Source organism: Streptomyces bathyalis (genome assembly GCF_015910445.1).
Lineage (GTDB): Bacteria > Actinomycetota > Actinomycetes > Streptomycetales > Streptomycetaceae > Streptomyces > Streptomyces bathyalis.
Genome location: NZ_CP048882.1, coordinates 1,039,608 through 1,054,289, shown reverse-complemented (window position 1 = coordinate 1,054,289; position 14,682 = coordinate 1,039,608). Strand labels below are relative to the sequence as shown.

Annotated in this window: 12 protein-coding genes and 1 pseudogene; 5 read left to right on the top strand and 8 right to left on the bottom strand. The window is 70.0% G+C overall.

Going from position 1 to position 14,682, the window contains the following annotated elements:
* The first annotated feature begins 12 nt into the window (after positions 1–12).
* Entirely contained in the window at positions 13–522 is a 510-nt protein-coding gene (locus G4Z16_RS04675; protein ID WP_197349322.1) for a pyridoxamine 5'-phosphate oxidase family protein, read from the top strand.
* On the opposite strand, the gene G4Z16_RS04670 is transcribed toward G4Z16_RS04675, so the two are convergent.
* From G4Z16_RS04670 to G4Z16_RS04635, 8 genes and pseudogenes are all read right to left on the bottom strand, one after another.
* Positions 507–1,718: a Gfo/Idh/MocA family protein gene (locus tag G4Z16_RS04670; protein ID WP_197349321.1), complete on the bottom strand. Its 1,212-nt coding sequence runs from the start codon at positions 1,716–1,718 to the stop codon at positions 507–509. The genes G4Z16_RS04675 and G4Z16_RS04670 overlap by 16 nt on opposite strands.
* Complete coding sequence (locus G4Z16_RS04665; protein WP_197354162.1) at positions 1,715–2,770, bottom strand: glycoside hydrolase family 130 protein; 1,056 nt, start codon at positions 2,768–2,770, stop codon at positions 1,715–1,717. Before G4Z16_RS04665 ends, G4Z16_RS04670 begins: the two co-directional genes overlap by 4 nt.
* Before the next feature lie 27 nt (positions 2,771–2,797).
* Entirely contained in the window at positions 2,798–3,643 is an 846-nt protein-coding gene (locus tag G4Z16_RS04660; protein WP_246530679.1) for a carbohydrate ABC transporter permease, read from the bottom strand.
* A 3-nt stretch (positions 3,644–3,646) separates the two neighbouring features.
* Positions 3,647–4,561: a carbohydrate ABC transporter permease gene (locus G4Z16_RS04655; protein WP_197349320.1), complete on the bottom strand. Its 915-nt coding sequence runs from the start codon at positions 4,559–4,561 to the stop codon at positions 3,647–3,649.
* Between the two features lie 22 nt (positions 4,562–4,583).
* Complete coding sequence (locus G4Z16_RS04650) at positions 4,584–5,867, bottom strand: extracellular solute-binding protein (RefSeq protein WP_197349319.1); 1,284 nt, start codon at positions 5,865–5,867, stop codon at positions 4,584–4,586.
* Positions 5,864–6,946 (bottom strand): LacI family DNA-binding transcriptional regulator, encoded by a 1,083-nt coding sequence (locus G4Z16_RS04645; RefSeq protein ID WP_197349318.1) that lies wholly within the window; start codon positions 6,944–6,946, stop codon positions 5,864–5,866. The genes G4Z16_RS04650 and G4Z16_RS04645 overlap by 4 nt, the downstream gene beginning before the upstream one ends.
* 516 nt (positions 6,947–7,462) lie before the next feature.
* A pseudogene (locus tag G4Z16_RS04640) lies at positions 7,463–7,884 on the bottom strand (RidA family protein).
* 43 nt (positions 7,885–7,927) lie between these two features.
* Positions 7,928–8,968, bottom strand: a complete 1,041-nt coding sequence (locus G4Z16_RS04635; RefSeq protein WP_197349317.1) for an Rv2578c family radical SAM protein — start codon at positions 8,966–8,968, stop codon at positions 7,928–7,930.
* A 153-nt stretch (positions 8,969–9,121) separates the two neighbouring features.
* Here G4Z16_RS04635 and G4Z16_RS04630 point away from each other — a divergent pair, with 153 nt between their 5' ends.
* The 4 genes from G4Z16_RS04630 to G4Z16_RS04615 all read left to right on the top strand — a co-directional run bounded on the left by G4Z16_RS04630 (position 9,122) and on the right by G4Z16_RS04615 (position 14,662).
* Positions 9,122–9,568, top strand: a complete 447-nt coding sequence (locus G4Z16_RS04630) for an SRPBCC family protein (RefSeq protein ID WP_197349316.1) — start codon at positions 9,122–9,124, stop codon at positions 9,566–9,568.
* A gap of 268 nt (positions 9,569–9,836) precedes the next feature.
* Positions 9,837–12,317: an MFS transporter gene (locus G4Z16_RS04625; RefSeq protein WP_197349315.1), complete on the top strand. Its 2,481-nt coding sequence runs from the start codon at positions 9,837–9,839 to the stop codon at positions 12,315–12,317.
* Positions 12,318–12,507: 190 nt separating this feature from the next.
* Positions 12,508–13,341, top strand: coding sequence for a M55 family metallopeptidase (locus tag G4Z16_RS04620; RefSeq protein WP_197349314.1), 834 nt, complete (start codon positions 12,508–12,510; stop codon positions 13,339–13,341).
* On the top strand, positions 13,334–14,662 hold the full coding sequence (locus G4Z16_RS04615) for a M20/M25/M40 family metallo-hydrolase (protein ID WP_197349313.1): 1,329 nt from the start codon (positions 13,334–13,336) through the stop codon (positions 14,660–14,662). The genes G4Z16_RS04620 and G4Z16_RS04615 overlap by 8 nt, the downstream gene beginning before the upstream one ends.
* The last annotated feature ends 20 nt before the right edge of the window (positions 14,663–14,682 follow it).

Here is a 14,682-nt window from a genome sequence, read left to right as displayed (position 1 = left end):
CAGCATGGAGCCATGACCGAGAGCTGGGCGGCCTTCCGCGCCGCCGAACCCGAATTCGCCGACACCGTACGAGCCCGCTTCCAGGCGTTCCAGCACCACGTGCTCGCCACCCTGCGCCCCGACGGCTCGCCCCGACTGACCGGCCTGGAGGGCGACTTCAGGGGTGACGAGCTCTGGCTGGGCATGATGATCGGGTCCCGCAAGGCGCTCGACCTGCGCCGCGACCCCCGTTTCTCGATGTACGCCAACCCCGGCACGGGTACCGGAATGGGCGGCGGCGACGTCCGCATCTCGGGCCGTGCGGTCGAGGTCACGGACCCGGAGGAGTTCGCCCGGTACGCCGCCGACGATGCGGAGACCGAGGCGCCGGAACGCTTCCATCTCTTCCGCGCGGAGCTCTCCGAGGTCGTACGGATCAGGGTCGAGGACCCGCACATCATCTTCCAGGTCTGGCACCCGGGCCACGCACTGCGCACGATCCGCCGCGGCGACGAGGACAGCACCGTCTACGAGGACGACTGAGCCACCGCGGGTACGGCGACGGTCCGGCCGGCTCCGGTGCCGGCCGCGCGGGTGGCCGCCTCGGCCACGGCCACCGCGGTCAGTCCGGCGTGGGCGTCGGCGACCGGTGTCGAGCCGTCGGCCGCGCAGCGCAGCAGGTCGGCGACGGCGGCTCGCACGCTCTCCGTGTACACATACGGCTTGCGGTTCTCGCCGCCGAGGTCGATGACGGCCTCCACGCGGTGCGGGACGCTGCGTGCCACGCCTCTGCCGCGGGCGGGACGGGCATCGTCCGCGTGCCGTTGCACGTCGACGGCGGCGCGTTCGCCGCCGTGCGGGCGAAGGCCGGGAACGGCCAGCAACTCAGCCGTCCTGGAAGGAAGTTCCTCCCATCGGGCGGCGCCCTCGTCGTCCGTCCACGCGGTGATGGTGGCGTGTGCCGGGATCCACCCGGTGATGCGCGACTCGGCGAAGCCGTGGTCCAGGCGCATCAGCTGGCGCTCGCACCGGTGGGCGTGGGTGAAGGAGTGCAGGTGGGTGGCGAGGACACCGCCGGGGTGCACGGCGTCCGCGATCACCATGTCGACGGGGCCGCCCGGGCGCCGCACGGCCGTGGCGCGCACCGACTCGGGCTCGCTGCCGATCAGGGCGCGGGCGGCGTCGAAGAAGTGGACACCGTGCTCGATGAAGATGCCCCCGCTGTGCGCGGGATCCCAGAACCAGTGGTCGGGGCCGAGGTCCTCGTCGGACGCGTCGTTCTCGAAGAGGAAGCGGCGGGGCGGGGAGAGGAGGCCCTCGGCGATCAGCCGCTCAACGGCGCGCAGGAGCGGGTTGTAGCGAAGGACGTGGTCGACGGCGAGAGTTCCGGGCGAACGGTTCACCTCGTCCCGCACCCGGGCGGCGTCCTCGGTGGTGGTGGCGAGCGGCTTCTCGCAGAAGACGTGCTTGCCGGCACGGAGAGCGGCAATGGCCATCCCGGCGTGCGTGGCCGGCGGGGTGGCGAGGGCCACCAGGTCCACGCCGTCCGTGGCGAGCAGCGAGGCGAGGCCGTCGTGCACGGTCGCATCATGCTGTGCGCCGAGCGGCTTCGCGCGCGACGGGTCGGGATCGGCGACCGCGGCGATGCGCAGGCCGGGCAGGCCGGCCACGGCATCCAGGACGTACGCCCCGAACGATCCGCAGCCGACCAGCCCCAGGCCGAGGGCCGGCGCTGTCACGTGGTGCGTTCCAGGAGGGCGGCACCGATGTGGGCGTCGGCCATGCCGTAGAAGACGTACAACTTCCCGTCGATCTCCTCGATCGCCGTGGGGAAGACCACGTTGGGGACGGTGCCGGAGCGCTCCTCCTCCGTTTCGGGGGCCATCAGGGGCTCATCGGAACGGGCGATGACCTTCGAGGGGTCGGCCGGGTCGAGGATCATCGCCCCGGCGGCGTACGAGACCCGCTGGTTCTGCTCGAAGGGGTCCGCCATGGAGCCGGAGACCCCGTGGTGGATGAGCAGCCAGCCTTCGTCGACGCGGATCGGGGCGGGCCCGGCGCCGATCTTGAGTGCCTCCCAGGGGTGCTCGGAGAGAGCGACCAGGCGGTGCTGCCGGGGGCGGACCAGCGCGCGGACGTCCTGCTCGGCCTCCGCGACCGGAACGTAGGAGATCCAGATGCCGGGGCGCTCGTCGGTGACGCCGGCGGGGAGGTGGACGCCCTCACCGGGACGGAACCAGGCGAGGTCCCACATGGGGCGGTGCAGCATCGCGTACGCCGGTTCGCCGTCCGGGCCCGGGACGGGCTCGGGGAAGTGGACGACGTCCTTGTTGGGGAAGAGGTTGAGGTCGGTGTCGAGGTCGGGCTGGTACTCGAACTGGATCGGGCCGAGGCGGGTCCAGTCGGTGAGGTTCCCGGAGACGGCGAGGGCCGGCTTGGGGCCGAGGGGCCCGTAGGCGACGTAGGACATGACGTGCTTGCCGAGGGAGGGGATCCAGGTGGTGCGGGGGTCCTCGACCCCGGCGTTGTTCTTGCCGCGCTCCCAGCCCTCGTCGGGGGCCAGCACGACGCCGCGGCGCTCGACGCCGGAGGGTACGCCGTCGGCGAAGGTGACCTCGGCGAGCCCGACTCGGGAGACGTTGCCGTCGGCCACCAGGCGGGGCAGCAGGTGCAGCTTGCCGTCCGGGGTGCGGCCGGAGGCGGGATTGAGGACGCCCTCGCTCTCGTTGGCCTCGCCGGGCAGTGGCGACATCATGACGCCCAGCCGGCGCAGGGTGTAGGGGATGTTCATACGGGGGGTCGTGTCGGTGCTCAAGTGTCAGCCCTTTATGCCGGATCCGAGGTCGGTGGAGACGAAGCGGCGCTGGAACGCGAGGAACAGCGCCACGGCCGGAGCGGCGAGCACGCATGCCCCGGCGAGAATCGCGCCGTACGGGTTGGCGGCCCGGCCGGCGACGTTCGAGATGTAGTTGGCCAGTGCCACGGCCAACGGCTGCATGTCCGCGTCCTTCGTCACGAGGAACGGCCAGAGGAACTCGTTCCAGGGGCCGATGAAGGTCAGCAGCACGGTGGTGAGCAGCGCCGGCTTGCACAGCGGGGTGGCGATCCGCAGCATGATCGCCAGCTCGCTCGCGCCGTCGATCCGAGCGGACTCGAACAGTTCACGGGGGAGTTGCATGAAGAACTGGCGGAAGACGAAGACAGCCGTCGAGTTGATCGCGAACGGCAGGATGATCCCGAGGTAGGTGTCCGCCAGCCCGTAGCTGCGGACGATCATCACGTAGAGCGGGATCATGAGCAGCTGGAACGGAACCAGCTGCACCAGGAGCACCGTGCCGAAGACCGCGCCTCTGCCGCGGAAGTGCATCTGCGCCAGCGCGTAGCCCGCCAAGAGGCCGAACACGACGGTGCACAGGATGACGCCACCGGTGAAGATCCCCGAATTGGCGACGGCCCTCAGCAGCGGGACCCGGTCGTTGATCGCCGTGTAATTGCCGAGCGTGAGGCCTGACGGATCGGGCAGCACGTCCGACGGCTCGGAGCTCGGCTCGGCCTGGAGCGAGCCCAGCACCATGGAGTAGAAGGGGAAGAGGAACGCACACGCGCCGGCGAGCAGTACGAGCAGCCGGGGTATCCGGCGTGTGGTGGAAGCAGCGGACCTCACGGCTCAGTCCCTTTCCGTCAGCTTGCGGTTGATCAGCGAGACGGCCAGCACGAACAGCACCAGCAGCACGCCGATCGCGGCGGCGACATCCGGGTTTCCCTGCTCGATGCCCCGCTGGTACATGAGCAGGACGGGGGAGGCGGAAGCTCCGTCCGGACCGCCGCCACCGGTGAGCAGGTACGGCTCGGTGAACAGGTTCGCCCCGGTGATCGTGGCCACGATCACCACGAGCGTCGTCGCCGGGCGCACGCCGGGCACGGTGATGGAGAGGAACTTGCGGACCGTGGACGCGCCGTCGGTGTCCGCCGATTCGTAGAGCTCCTTCGGCACGTTCTGCAGCGCCGCGAGGTACAGCATGATGAAGAAGCCGAGCTGCTTCCACGCGACGAACACCGCGATCAGGGGCATCGCCAGCGTCTCGTTGACCAGCCACGACGGCTCCGGAGCCAGCTGCCCCAGCACCTTGTTCACCAGGCCGCCGCTGCTGAAGAGCCACATCCAGATACCGACCATCGCCACGCTCGCGGTGATGTACGGCAGGTAGTACGCCGCGCGGAAGAACGAGCGCATCGGCAGCTTGGCGTTGAGCGCACTGGCCAGTACGAGCGAAAGCCCCACTGTCAGCGGCACGTTGAAGACCAGGAAGACGGCGATGTTGCCGAATGCCTGACGGACGTCCGGGTCGCTCAGCACGGCCGCGTAGTTCTCGAGGCCGACGAACGGGTACTCCACGATCGCGTTCGGCGCGGCGAAGAAGTAGTCGTGGAACGACATCCACACCGCGAAACCGAACGGGTAGGCGAAGACCACGGCGACGAACGCCAGATACGGCGAGACGAACCCGAGCCCCAGGAGGTTGCGGCCGAAGGACCGCCCGATGCTCCTGGGGCGCGTGCCGCCCGGCGCGGGCGAGGACATCAACAAAACCCCTCTGCGTTGATCACTTCTGGGCGGCGAGCTTCTCGACCTCTGCCGCAGCCTTCTTCAACGCTGTCTGCGGGTTCTCCTTGCCGAAGATGACCGAGCGCGAGTAGGCGTCCCGGAACGCCTGCCAGGCGGCAATCGACTTGGGCACGTTGGGCACCTCGACGGTGTTCTCGGCCGCCTGGGCGTAGGTCTTGTACTTCGGGTTCTTCTCGAAGAAGTCCGCGTAGTTGCCCGTCAGGTCCTCTCGCACCGGCATCTGGCCGGTCGTCTCCAGCAGCTTTCGGTCCTGCTCCTTGCTGCTGGCGAACTTCAGCACGTCCCATGCCGTACCGCGGTTCTTGCAGGAGCTGAACAAGCCCACCGACTTGGCGTCGCTGAAGGTACGGGTCTCCGCGGCCGACTGCCCCTTGGACGTGGGGACCGGGACCACCCCGTAGTCGACCTTCTTGTCGTAGACCTTCACGGCCCACGGGCCGGCGATGGTCATCGCGGCCTTGCCGTCGGCGAACGCGTCCCCGTTGTACTTCTCCTTCTGCGACAGGTCCTTGTCGTACATCGACCGCCAGAAGTCCGCGACCGCCCGCCCCTCAGGGCCGGTGAACTGCGCCTTGCCGTCCTCCACCAGCTGCTTGCCGCCGCTCTCGGCCGCGAACAGCGGGTAGAAGTCGAACCAGGACTGGAAGAACTCCGAACTGGGCGCCGGCCAGACCGCGGCCTTCACCCCGCCCTTGTCGACCAGCTTCTCGGAGGTGGCCAGGAAGTCCTTGTACGTCTTCAAGCTGGGCTTGTCCGCGTCGAGTCCGGCCTTTTCGAAGACGTCCTTGTTGTAGGAGATCATCACGGGGTTGGACTTCCAGGGCAGCTGGTAGTACTTGCCGTCCTCCGACTTGTACTGCTCGGCCGCGTCCCCGGAGCGCTTCTGGATGTGCTGCGCGGCGCCGGGGAAGTCGTCCAGCGGCACCAGGCCGCCCTGCTTCTGGAACTGCGACACGGCTGCCGGGGAGGTGTTGAAGACCAGACAGGGGGCGTTGCCCGCGGTGATGGCCGCTCCGATGACCTCCTCGGAGCTCTTTCCGGCCGGTATCTCCTGGGCACGGACCTTCTCGTCCGGGTGCGCGGAGTTCCAGGACGAGACCATCTTCTTGGCCCAGGCGATCTCGTCGGGGTTGTTGGCGTACCAGATCTTGATGGGGCCCTTGGACGTGGCGGCCTTTCCGCCGTCGTCGCCGGAGCCGCCACCGCACGCGCTGAGTGGCAGCACGAGGAGGGCCATGGCAAGGGGAAGCGCTCGTTTCATGAGGTACTCCGTGGTTCGTCGTCGGCTTGGGAGGCTCGGGGGCGGGGGAGACCGCCCGGGGCGGGCGGGGCGGTGGATCGTCGGAGGACCAGCTCGGTCGGCGGCAACTCGGCACTCTCCGCGCTGCCGTTCTCCACGAGTTGGAGCAGGGTGCGGGCGGCGGCTCGGCCCATTGCGAGGGCGTCCATCCGCACCGTGGTCAGCGGCGGGTGCACATGGCGGGCCAGTTCGGTGTCGTCGAAACCGGTGACCGAGAGGTCGTCGGGAATACTCAGGCCCCGCTCATGCGCGACGGTGGCGCCCGCGATCGCCATCAGGTCGTTGGCATAGACGATGGCGCTCGGCGGCTCGCTCTCCTCGAACAGGCGCCGGGTGGCCGCGGCGCCGCCGGCCGCGGTGAAGTCCCCTGCAGCCTCCGGCCCCGGGGGCAGACCGAGATCGCGCAGCGCGTCCGCCCAGGCGGCGCGTCTCCTGTGACCGTGCACGAACTCCTGCGGCCCGGCCACATGCGCGATCCTCCGGTGCCCCAGCGCGGCCAGGTGCTCCACGGCGGCGCGGATCCCGGTCCGCTCGTCGAGGTTCACGGCGGGGAAGGCGGGTGAGGTGTCCGGCGTCTGCAAGGTCACTGCGGGCAGCCGCAGTTCCTGCAGGAGCTCCAGCCGGGGATCGTCGCCCACCCGCAGATCGGAGAGGAACACCCCGTCCACCCGTCCGTCCCCGGCGAGTTGACGGTATCCGTCGGCCTCCTCGTCCCAGCCGCCGGTGACGACCCGCAGCACCAGGGCATGCCCCACCTTGGCCAGCTCGGTCTCCACCCCGGCGATGAAGGCGGGGAAGAACGGGTCCGCACCGAGCAGCTCGGCGGGCCGGGCCATCACCAGGCCGAGCGCGAATGCCCGGGAGTAGGACAACGCCCGCGCCCGATGGCTCGGCCGGAATCCCAGCTCCGCCGCGGCGGCGAGAACCCTTGCCCTGGTGTCCGCTGCGACTCCGGGGCGGTTGTTCAGGACGAAGGACACCGTGCTCTTGGAGACGCCGACGACCCGGGCGACATCGGCGATCGTCGGGCTCTGGCGCACGGTCTTTCCCCTCGGACGGTGTGGGTGGCACTGGCTACGGCGCTACGGCTGTGCGCGAGCACCAGCTCAAGCGGCTGGCGGCAATTGCTCGCCGTGCAGCCTGGGCAGGCACTTAACCGGTTTGAAAGGAACCCCGTCAAGAGTTCTGACTCCAATTTTCAAACCGGTTTGAGGGGGAGCCGTCCTACGGCCGGTGCCGGCGGGTTTCAGCGAGCTCTGGCTGCGGCTTCACGTCGCAGATCAACTGGCCGGACGCGATGGGCAGTTGGGGGCACTGCCGAGGTCGTTCTCGACTCCCCCTGGGCCTGGCGGCGCGGGAGGTACCCCCGGCGTTGCCGGGCGCAGGGCCGACCGCGCGCCCGTTCATCGAGCGGGCCCGTTCATGGAGCAGGCCCGTTCATGGAGCGGGCGCACTTGAGGCGCACGGTCCGCTGTTCTGCCGGAACGCGGCCGACCTCCCGTGAGGGATGCCGCTGTTGGCGGTGTGGTGCGCTGGTGCCGGATTCCCGGCCGCGGTCAGGGGATGACCGCGTACGCCTCGACCTCCAGCAGCAGATCGGGATGGACGAGTGAGGAGACCTGGACGGCCGTGCTCGCCGGTGGCCGCGTGACGTCGATGCTGGGGGCACCTCCCGAGCCGCCAGGCTCAGGGGGAATCAAGCGCCTCGCGGACCGCTGGGAGGATGCCGACGTCCGTGGTGAATGAGCTTCACGACGTCGTCGAATCCGGCGCCGGCAGCGGCAAGACAGCGGCGCAGGTTCGTGAAGACCTGCCGGGCCTGAGCGGCGGAGTCACCCGCGCCGACGACGTCGCCGTTCTCGTCGAGGGCGACCTGCCCGGAGACGGCGACGAACCGGCCCTCGCCCCATACGACATGGCTGTAGCCGTTGCCCGGCGCGACGCCGTGCGGGGCCCTGATGTGAGTGAGTTCGGACATGTGGGGATCGTCGTGCCTGCGGCGCGGACGCGCGAGGGGATTTCTACAGCAGGGTCAGCTGCGTGCAGTCGGGGGTGTCGGGCTCCTGCTCGGTGGCCCTGTCGGGGTGGACCTCGACGCGGCGGTGGGTGCCCGGCGAGGTGGGCCCGATGCCGTACTCGGCGGCCAGTTCGTGGACCTGACGGGTGATGCGGCGCTGGTACCAGGTGGGGGCGTAGGCGCCGTCCGCATACAGACCCTCGTAGTGCCGCACCAGTCCGGGGTGGTGCTTCGCGAGCCACTGCATGTACCACTCGCGCGCCCCTGGCCGCAGGTGCAGCGCGAGCGGGGTGACGGACGAGGCTCCGGCGGCGGCTATCGCCCGCACGGTCGTGCGCAGTTGGGTCGGGGAGTCGCTGAGGAACGGGATGACCGGAGCCATCAGCACTCCGCAGGGGATGCCCTGGCTGCTGAGCGTGCGGACCACGTCGAGGCGCCGGTCGGGGGCCGGGGTGCCCGGCTCGACGGTGCGCCACAGCTCCTCGTCGGTGAACCCCACGGAGACGGAGATGCCCACGTCCGTGATCGCTGCCGCCGAACGCAGCAGGTCGAGGTCGCGCAGGATGAGCGTCCCCTTGGTGAGGATCGAGAACGGGTTGGTGTAGTCGCGCAGCGCCGTGAGGATGCCGGGCATCAGGCGGTAGCGGCCCTCCGCCCGCTGGTAGCAGTCGACGTTGGTGCCCATCGCTATGTGCTGCCCGTGCCAGCGGCTCGACCCGAGCTCACGGCGGAGCAGCTCGGGGGCGTTGACCTTGACGACGATCTGCGTGTCGAACCCGGCTCCCGTGTCGAGATCGAGATAGCGGTGCGTGCCGCGGGCGAAGCAGTACACGCAGGCGTGTGAGCAGCCCCGGTACGGATTGACCGTCCATTCGAACGGCATGCGGGAGGCCCCCGGCACGCGGTTCACGATCGAGCGGGCGCGCACCTCGTGGAAGGTGATGCCCGCGAATTCGGGGGTGTTGAAGGTACGACTGACCACGTCGGTGCCGAAGAGGGCGGGGTTCACCGCCGACCCGTCGCCGCTCAGGTTCTCCCAGCGCATGGACCCTCCTCGTGCCTCGTGCTGTTCGTACTCAGAGAATAGAACATCTGTTCCCACTCGCTCGTCAAGCCGATTTGGGCCCCCGTCCGCGGGGTGATTGGGTTGCCGGGCGCCAGCGGGCGCAACGGACGTGCCGAACAGCAGGAGGAGCACATGGCGCAGGTCGAGTCGACGACCCATCGCGAGATCGCTGCGGAGCCCGACGCGGTACGGCGCGCGCTCGCCGACTACAGCGGGACCCGGCCGAAGCTGCTGCCCGAGCACTACAGCGAGTACGAGGTGCGCGAGGGCGGCGAGGGTGCTGGCACCGTCGTGCACTGGAAGGTCCAGGTCACCAGCAAGCGGATCCGTGACTGCCTCATCGACGTCAGCGACTCGGCCGGGGGTGAACTGGTCGAGAGTGACCGCAACTCCACGATGGTCACGACCTGGAAGGTCGAACAGGGAGCCTCGGAGAATGCCGCACGCGTCACGGTGAAGACGACCTGGAAGGGTGCGGGTGGCATCGGGGGATTCTTCGAGCGGACCTTCGCGCCGAAAGGGCTGGCCCGCATCTACGACGAGATCCTGGCCAAGCTCGCCGCGGAGACGGAGAAGTGAGGCAGAAGTAACGGGACGGCGGGTGTGCGGCCGCACACCCGCTCACCGGATCGAGTGGTTCTCGCGGGGGCACCGAGGGCGCGCGACCTTGCCGTCCCGCCGGCCCCCGGCCCCGAAAGCCGCAGTTGAGCGCCCGACAGGCGCCCCGGGCAACGGACTTGAGGTTTCCACGGCCCTCCGGAAGCCAGTGGTGTCTGACTTGCTCGCTCCTGTCACGTAATGCGAGAAATGCTCCCCGAGGATGAGCGGATGCGACCAGGGGAGTGCGATGAGCGGTACGGCTCTGGAGCCCCCGGAGGCGCGGTCACCCGCGGTCGTCGAGGTGAGCCTGGAGATCCCCACGCCGGGTCCCGCGGCCTCGGATGCCGGTCGGGGAACCGGTCACGGAACCGAGCCGGGACAGCCCGCCGAGTCGCCCCAGCAGGACAGTCCCGCAGGGCTCAGCAGGCGCCGCGTGCGGCTGGTCTTCGTCGGGCTGATGCTCGCTCTGCTGCTGGCGGCTCTCGAACAGACCATCGTCGCCACGGCGTTGCCCAGGATCGTCGGCGAACTGCACGGCCTGGACCGGATGTCCTGGGCCGTCACCTCCTACCTGCTCGCCGCGACGATCGGGCTGCCGGTCTACGGCAAGCTCGGGGACCTCTTCGGGCGCAAAGGGATCTTCCTCTTCGCCATCGTCGTCTTCGTCGCCGGCTCGGCCCTCGCCGGCTGGTCGCGCACGATGACCGAACTGATCGCCTACCGGGCGCTCCAGGGCGTCGGCGCCGGCGGGGTCATGATCGGCGTGCAGGCGATCATCGCGGACGTCGTTCCGCCCCGCGAACGCGGCCGCTACATGGGCCTGATCGGCGCCGCGTTCGGCCTCGCGTCCGTGGCGGGGCCGCTGCTCGGCGGCTGGTTCACCGACGAACTCTCCTGGCGCTGGTGCTTCTACATCAACGTCCCCTTCGGCCTGGTCACCCTGATCGTCACCGCCCTCGTACTGAAGCTGCCGCGCCCGGAGGGACGCCCGAAGCTGGACGTGCTCGGGACGCTCCTGCTCGGGGCGTTCTCCACATGCCTGGTGCTGCTGACGAGCTGGGGCGGCACCGAGTACGACTGGGACGACACCGTCATCCTGGGACTCGCCGCGGGCGGTGCCCTGAGCGCGGTGCTGTTCGTCGCCGTCGAACGCCTCGCGAGCGAACCCCTCCTGCCGCTGCGCCTCTTCCGCGACTCCGTCTTCAACGTCACCGGCATCGTCGGAGTGGCCGTCGGCATCGCCCTGTTCGGCGCCGCGAGCTATCTGCCCGGTTTCCTTCAGATGGTCGACGGCGTCAGCGCCACCGAGTCGGGACTGCTGATGCTGCCCATGATGGGCGGCGTCGTGCTGTCCTCCACGGTCTCGGGCCAGCTCATCTCACGCACCGGCCGCTACAGGATCTATCCGGTACTGGGCTGCGCCCTCTCGGCCGCCGGCATGTGGCTGCTGTCGCGGCTGGAGACCGGCACGTCGCGCGAGGCCTACAGCGTCTGGATGGCCGTACTGGGACTGGGCATCGGGCTCGTGCTACCGGTACTGGTCCTGGCCGTGCAGAACTCCGTGCCGGTCCGGGACCTCGGCGCGGCGACCAGCGCGAACAACTACTTCCGCCAGATCGGCGGCAGCGTCGGAGCCGCCGTCTTCGGCACGCTCTTCATCCAGCGCCTCACCGACGCGCTCGCCGTGCGGCTGCCGCACGACGCCTCGCACGGCCTGCCCGACCCGTCGTCTCTGACCCCGCAGGCGGTGCACAAACTGCCCGGTCCGCTGCGCGAGATCTACGTACAGGCCTACGCCGACGCCATGCCGCGCATCTTCCTGTACCTGGTCCCGGTGCTCGTACTCGGGCTGATCTTCACCTTCTTCCTCAAGGAGAAACCGCTCGTGAACGAGAACGCCGCCGTCCCCGAGGCACGCACCCCGGCGCACGCCGCCGCGCCGACGGGCACGGTGAGCGCCCCGCACACCGCGGGGGTCCCCGTCTGCGGAAGCGTCCGCCATCACGACGGCAGCAGCGTGCCGCGTGCCGCCCTGACCCTCATCGACACGTCCGGGAAGCAGGTCGGGCGCAGCGCGACGGGGGAGGACGGGCGGTACGCGCTGAGCACGCCCGCCACCGGCTCCTACGTCCTGATCGCCGCGGCGAGCGGTCATCAGCCGCAGGCCGTCGGCGTCACGGTGGCCGAGCGGCCCGTCGAGCTGGACGTCGTGCTCGGCGGCGCGGGACGCCTGGCGGGCTGCGTCCTCACCCCGGACGGTCTGCCGGTGCGGGAGGCCGCGGTGACCCTCACCGACGTCCGCGGGGAGGTCGTGGCCGCCACCCGCAGCAGCATCGAGGGGAGTTACGCCCTGGATCAGCTGGTGGCCGGCGAGTACACGCTCGCCGCCAGCGCCCCCGCATACCGTCCCGCGGCGCTGCCGGTGTCCGTGCAGGCCGCGCGCGAGACCCGGCAGGACATCGAACTCGCGGGCGGCGCCATGCTCCGCGGCACCGTGCGGGCGGTCGGTGGAAGGCCGGTGGAGGACGCGCGCGTGACCTTGCTCGACGCGGCCGGCAACGTGGTGGACACCGCGACCACCCGCGAGGACGGCGTCTTCCGCTTCGTCGACCTGGCCGCCGGCGAGTACACCGTCATCGCCGCCGGCTATCCGCCGGTGGCGACGGTGCTTCAGGTCGAGGGCGGCGGTCGCACCGAGCGCGATCTGCTGCTGGGGCACGAGAACTGACCCTCGGTCCGGCCGTGGAAGCACCGCTTGGGACGTTGACGCAGCGCGTGTCGCGCGAGGCGGTCCAGGGTCTGCCCAGCCGGGCGAAATGCCAGGTCAGAGCGGAGAGCGACAAGGCTTCAGTGGTCGAGACCACGGGAGTTATCCACAAGGGTGTCACGGGGTTTGCGTACCGCGTAACGTTCCCGGCATGAAGATCCTCATCAGCGCCGACATGGAAGGCGCCACCGGCGTGACATGGCCCGGGGACGTCCTTCCGGGCACCCCCCAATGGGAGCGCTGCCGCCCGATGTTCACCTCGGACGTGAACGCCGCGGTGGTCGGCTTCTTCGAGGGCGGCGCCGATGAGGTCCTCATCAACGAGGCGCACTGGACGATGCGCAACCTGCTGCTGGAACAGCTCGACGACCGGGCACAGATGATCACCGGCCGGCACAAGACCCTCAGCATGGTCGAAGGCGTGCAGCACGGCGACGTGGACGGCATCGCCTTCGTCGGCTATCACACGGGCGCAGGCACCGAAGGCGTCCTGGCGCACACCTACTTGGCGAACTCCATCACCGGTGTCTGGGTCGACGGGTCCCGGGCCAGCGAAGGCCTCCTCAACGCCCTCGTCGTCGAGGAGTACGGGGTACCGGTGATCCTCGTGACCGGCGACGACCGCACCATCGAGGACGCCAAGGGGTATGCCCCGGACGCCTACGGGGTCGCGGTCAAGGACTACGTCTCGCGCTACGCCGCGGTCTGCCGTACACCGGGGCGAACGGCCGCGGACATCCGGTCCGCCGCCGGCAGGGCCACCTCCCTCGCCGTGCGGGCCAGTCCGTCATCGCCTCAGGAGCACACGGTGGAGCTGGAGTTCGACGCGGAGCATCTTGTGGGCGCGGCCACGGTCGTGCCGGGCGTCGAGCGGACCGGGGAGCGCCGCGTCGCCTACACCTCCCCGGGCATGTATGAGGGAATCCGCACGTTCAAGGCGGTCACGACGGTCGTCTCGGCCGCGGTGGAGGAGCAATATGGCTGAGCACATCGACCAGACGGCGCTCGACGAGGCAGTGACGTTCACCTCCGAGCTGATCCGCATCGACACCACCAACCGGGGCGGAGGCGAGGGCTCCGAGCGTGCCGCCGCGGAGTACGTAGCCGAGCGCCTCGCCGGCTCGGGCATCGAGCCGCAGTTGCTGGAGAAGGCTCCCGGACGTACGAACGTGGTGGCACGGATCCTCGGCTCCGATCCGGAGGCCGACGCGCTCCTCGTGCACGGCCACCTCGACGTGGTGCCCGCCGAGCCCGCCGACTGGAGCGTGCACCCCTTCTCGGGCGAGATCCGCGACGGCGTGGTCTGGGGCCGCGGCGCCATCGACATGAAGAACGCCGACGCGATGGTCCTGGCCGTCGCACGCGCCTGGGCGCGTGCGGGCGTCCGGCCACGCCGCGACATCGTGCTGGCCTTCACCGCGGACGAGGAGGACAGCGCCGAATACGGCTCGGACTACCTGGCCGACCAGCACTCCGGACTGTTCGAAGGCTGCACCGAGGGCATCAGCGAATCGGGAGCCTTCACCTTCCACGCCGGCGACGGGCTGCGGCTCTACCCCGTCGCCGCGGGAGAGCGGGGCACGGCCTGGCTCGAACTCACCGCCCGCGGCAGGGCCGGGCACGGCTCGAAGGTCAGCCGGGCGAACGCCGTGAGCAGGCTCGCCGCCGCCGTCGCACGCATCGGCGAGCACGAATGGCCGCAGCGGCTGACTCCTACGGTGCGCGCCGCCCTGAAGGAACTGGCCGAGGTGCACGGCCTGCCCGAACCGGCAACGGACGCCCCGGACTTCGATGCCGACAAACTCCTCGCCGAACTCGGCCCCGCCGCGGCCCTCGTGGAGCCCACCGTGCGCAACAGCACCAACCCGACGATGCTGAGCGCCGGCTACAAGGTCAACGTGATCCCCGGCAGCGCCACCGCATTCGTCGACGGGCGGATGCTGCCCGGCGGCGAGGAGGAGTTCCACCGCACTCTCGAGGAGCTCACCGGCCCCCACGTGGACTGGAAGTTCCACCACCGCGAGGTCCCCCTCGAAGCTCCGGTGGACTCACCGACGTATGCGGTGCTGCGAGAAGCGCTGAATCACTTCGACCCGGACGCGCACGTGGTCCCGTTCTGCATGTCCGGCGGCACCGACGCCAAGCAGTTCTCCCGGCTGGGCATCGCCGGCTACGGCTTCACACCGCTGAGACTGCCCCAGGGCTTCGACTATCAGGCGCTCTTCCACGGCGTGGACGAGCGCGTGCCCGTCGACGCCCTGCACTTCGGAACCCGCGTCCTCGACCGCGCCCTGCTCGCTCTCTGACCCCCACCCCCACGGAGGCT

Bases quoted from the DNA above. Each gene is read 5' to 3' on its own strand.
- G4Z16_RS04635 (WP_197349317.1), bottom strand. From the start codon at position 8,968: ATGCGCTGGGAGAACCTGAGCGGCGACGGGTCGGCGGTGAACCCCGCC.
- G4Z16_RS04650 (WP_197349319.1), bottom strand. From the start codon at position 5,867: ATGAAACGAGCGCTTCCCCTTGCCATGGCCCTCCTCGTGCTGCCACTC.
- G4Z16_RS04655 (WP_197349320.1), bottom strand. From the start codon at position 4,561: ATGTCCTCGCCCGCGCCGGGCGGCACGCGCCCCAGGAGCATCGGGCGG.
- G4Z16_RS04625 (WP_197349315.1), top strand. From the start codon at position 9,837: ATGAGCGGTACGGCTCTGGAGCCCCCGGAGGCGCGGTCACCCGCGGTC.
- G4Z16_RS04665 (WP_197354162.1), bottom strand. From the start codon at position 2,770: ATGAACATCCCCTACACCCTGCGCCGGCTGGGCGTCATGATGTCGCCA.
- G4Z16_RS04675 (WP_197349322.1), top strand. From the start codon at position 13: ATGACCGAGAGCTGGGCGGCCTTCCGCGCCGCCGAACCCGAATTCGCC.
- G4Z16_RS04630 (WP_197349316.1), top strand. From the start codon at position 9,122: ATGGCGCAGGTCGAGTCGACGACCCATCGCGAGATCGCTGCGGAGCCC.
- G4Z16_RS04620 (WP_197349314.1), top strand. From the start codon at position 12,508: ATGAAGATCCTCATCAGCGCCGACATGGAAGGCGCCACCGGCGTGACA.
- G4Z16_RS04615 (WP_197349313.1), top strand. From the start codon at position 13,334: ATGGCTGAGCACATCGACCAGACGGCGCTCGACGAGGCAGTGACGTTC.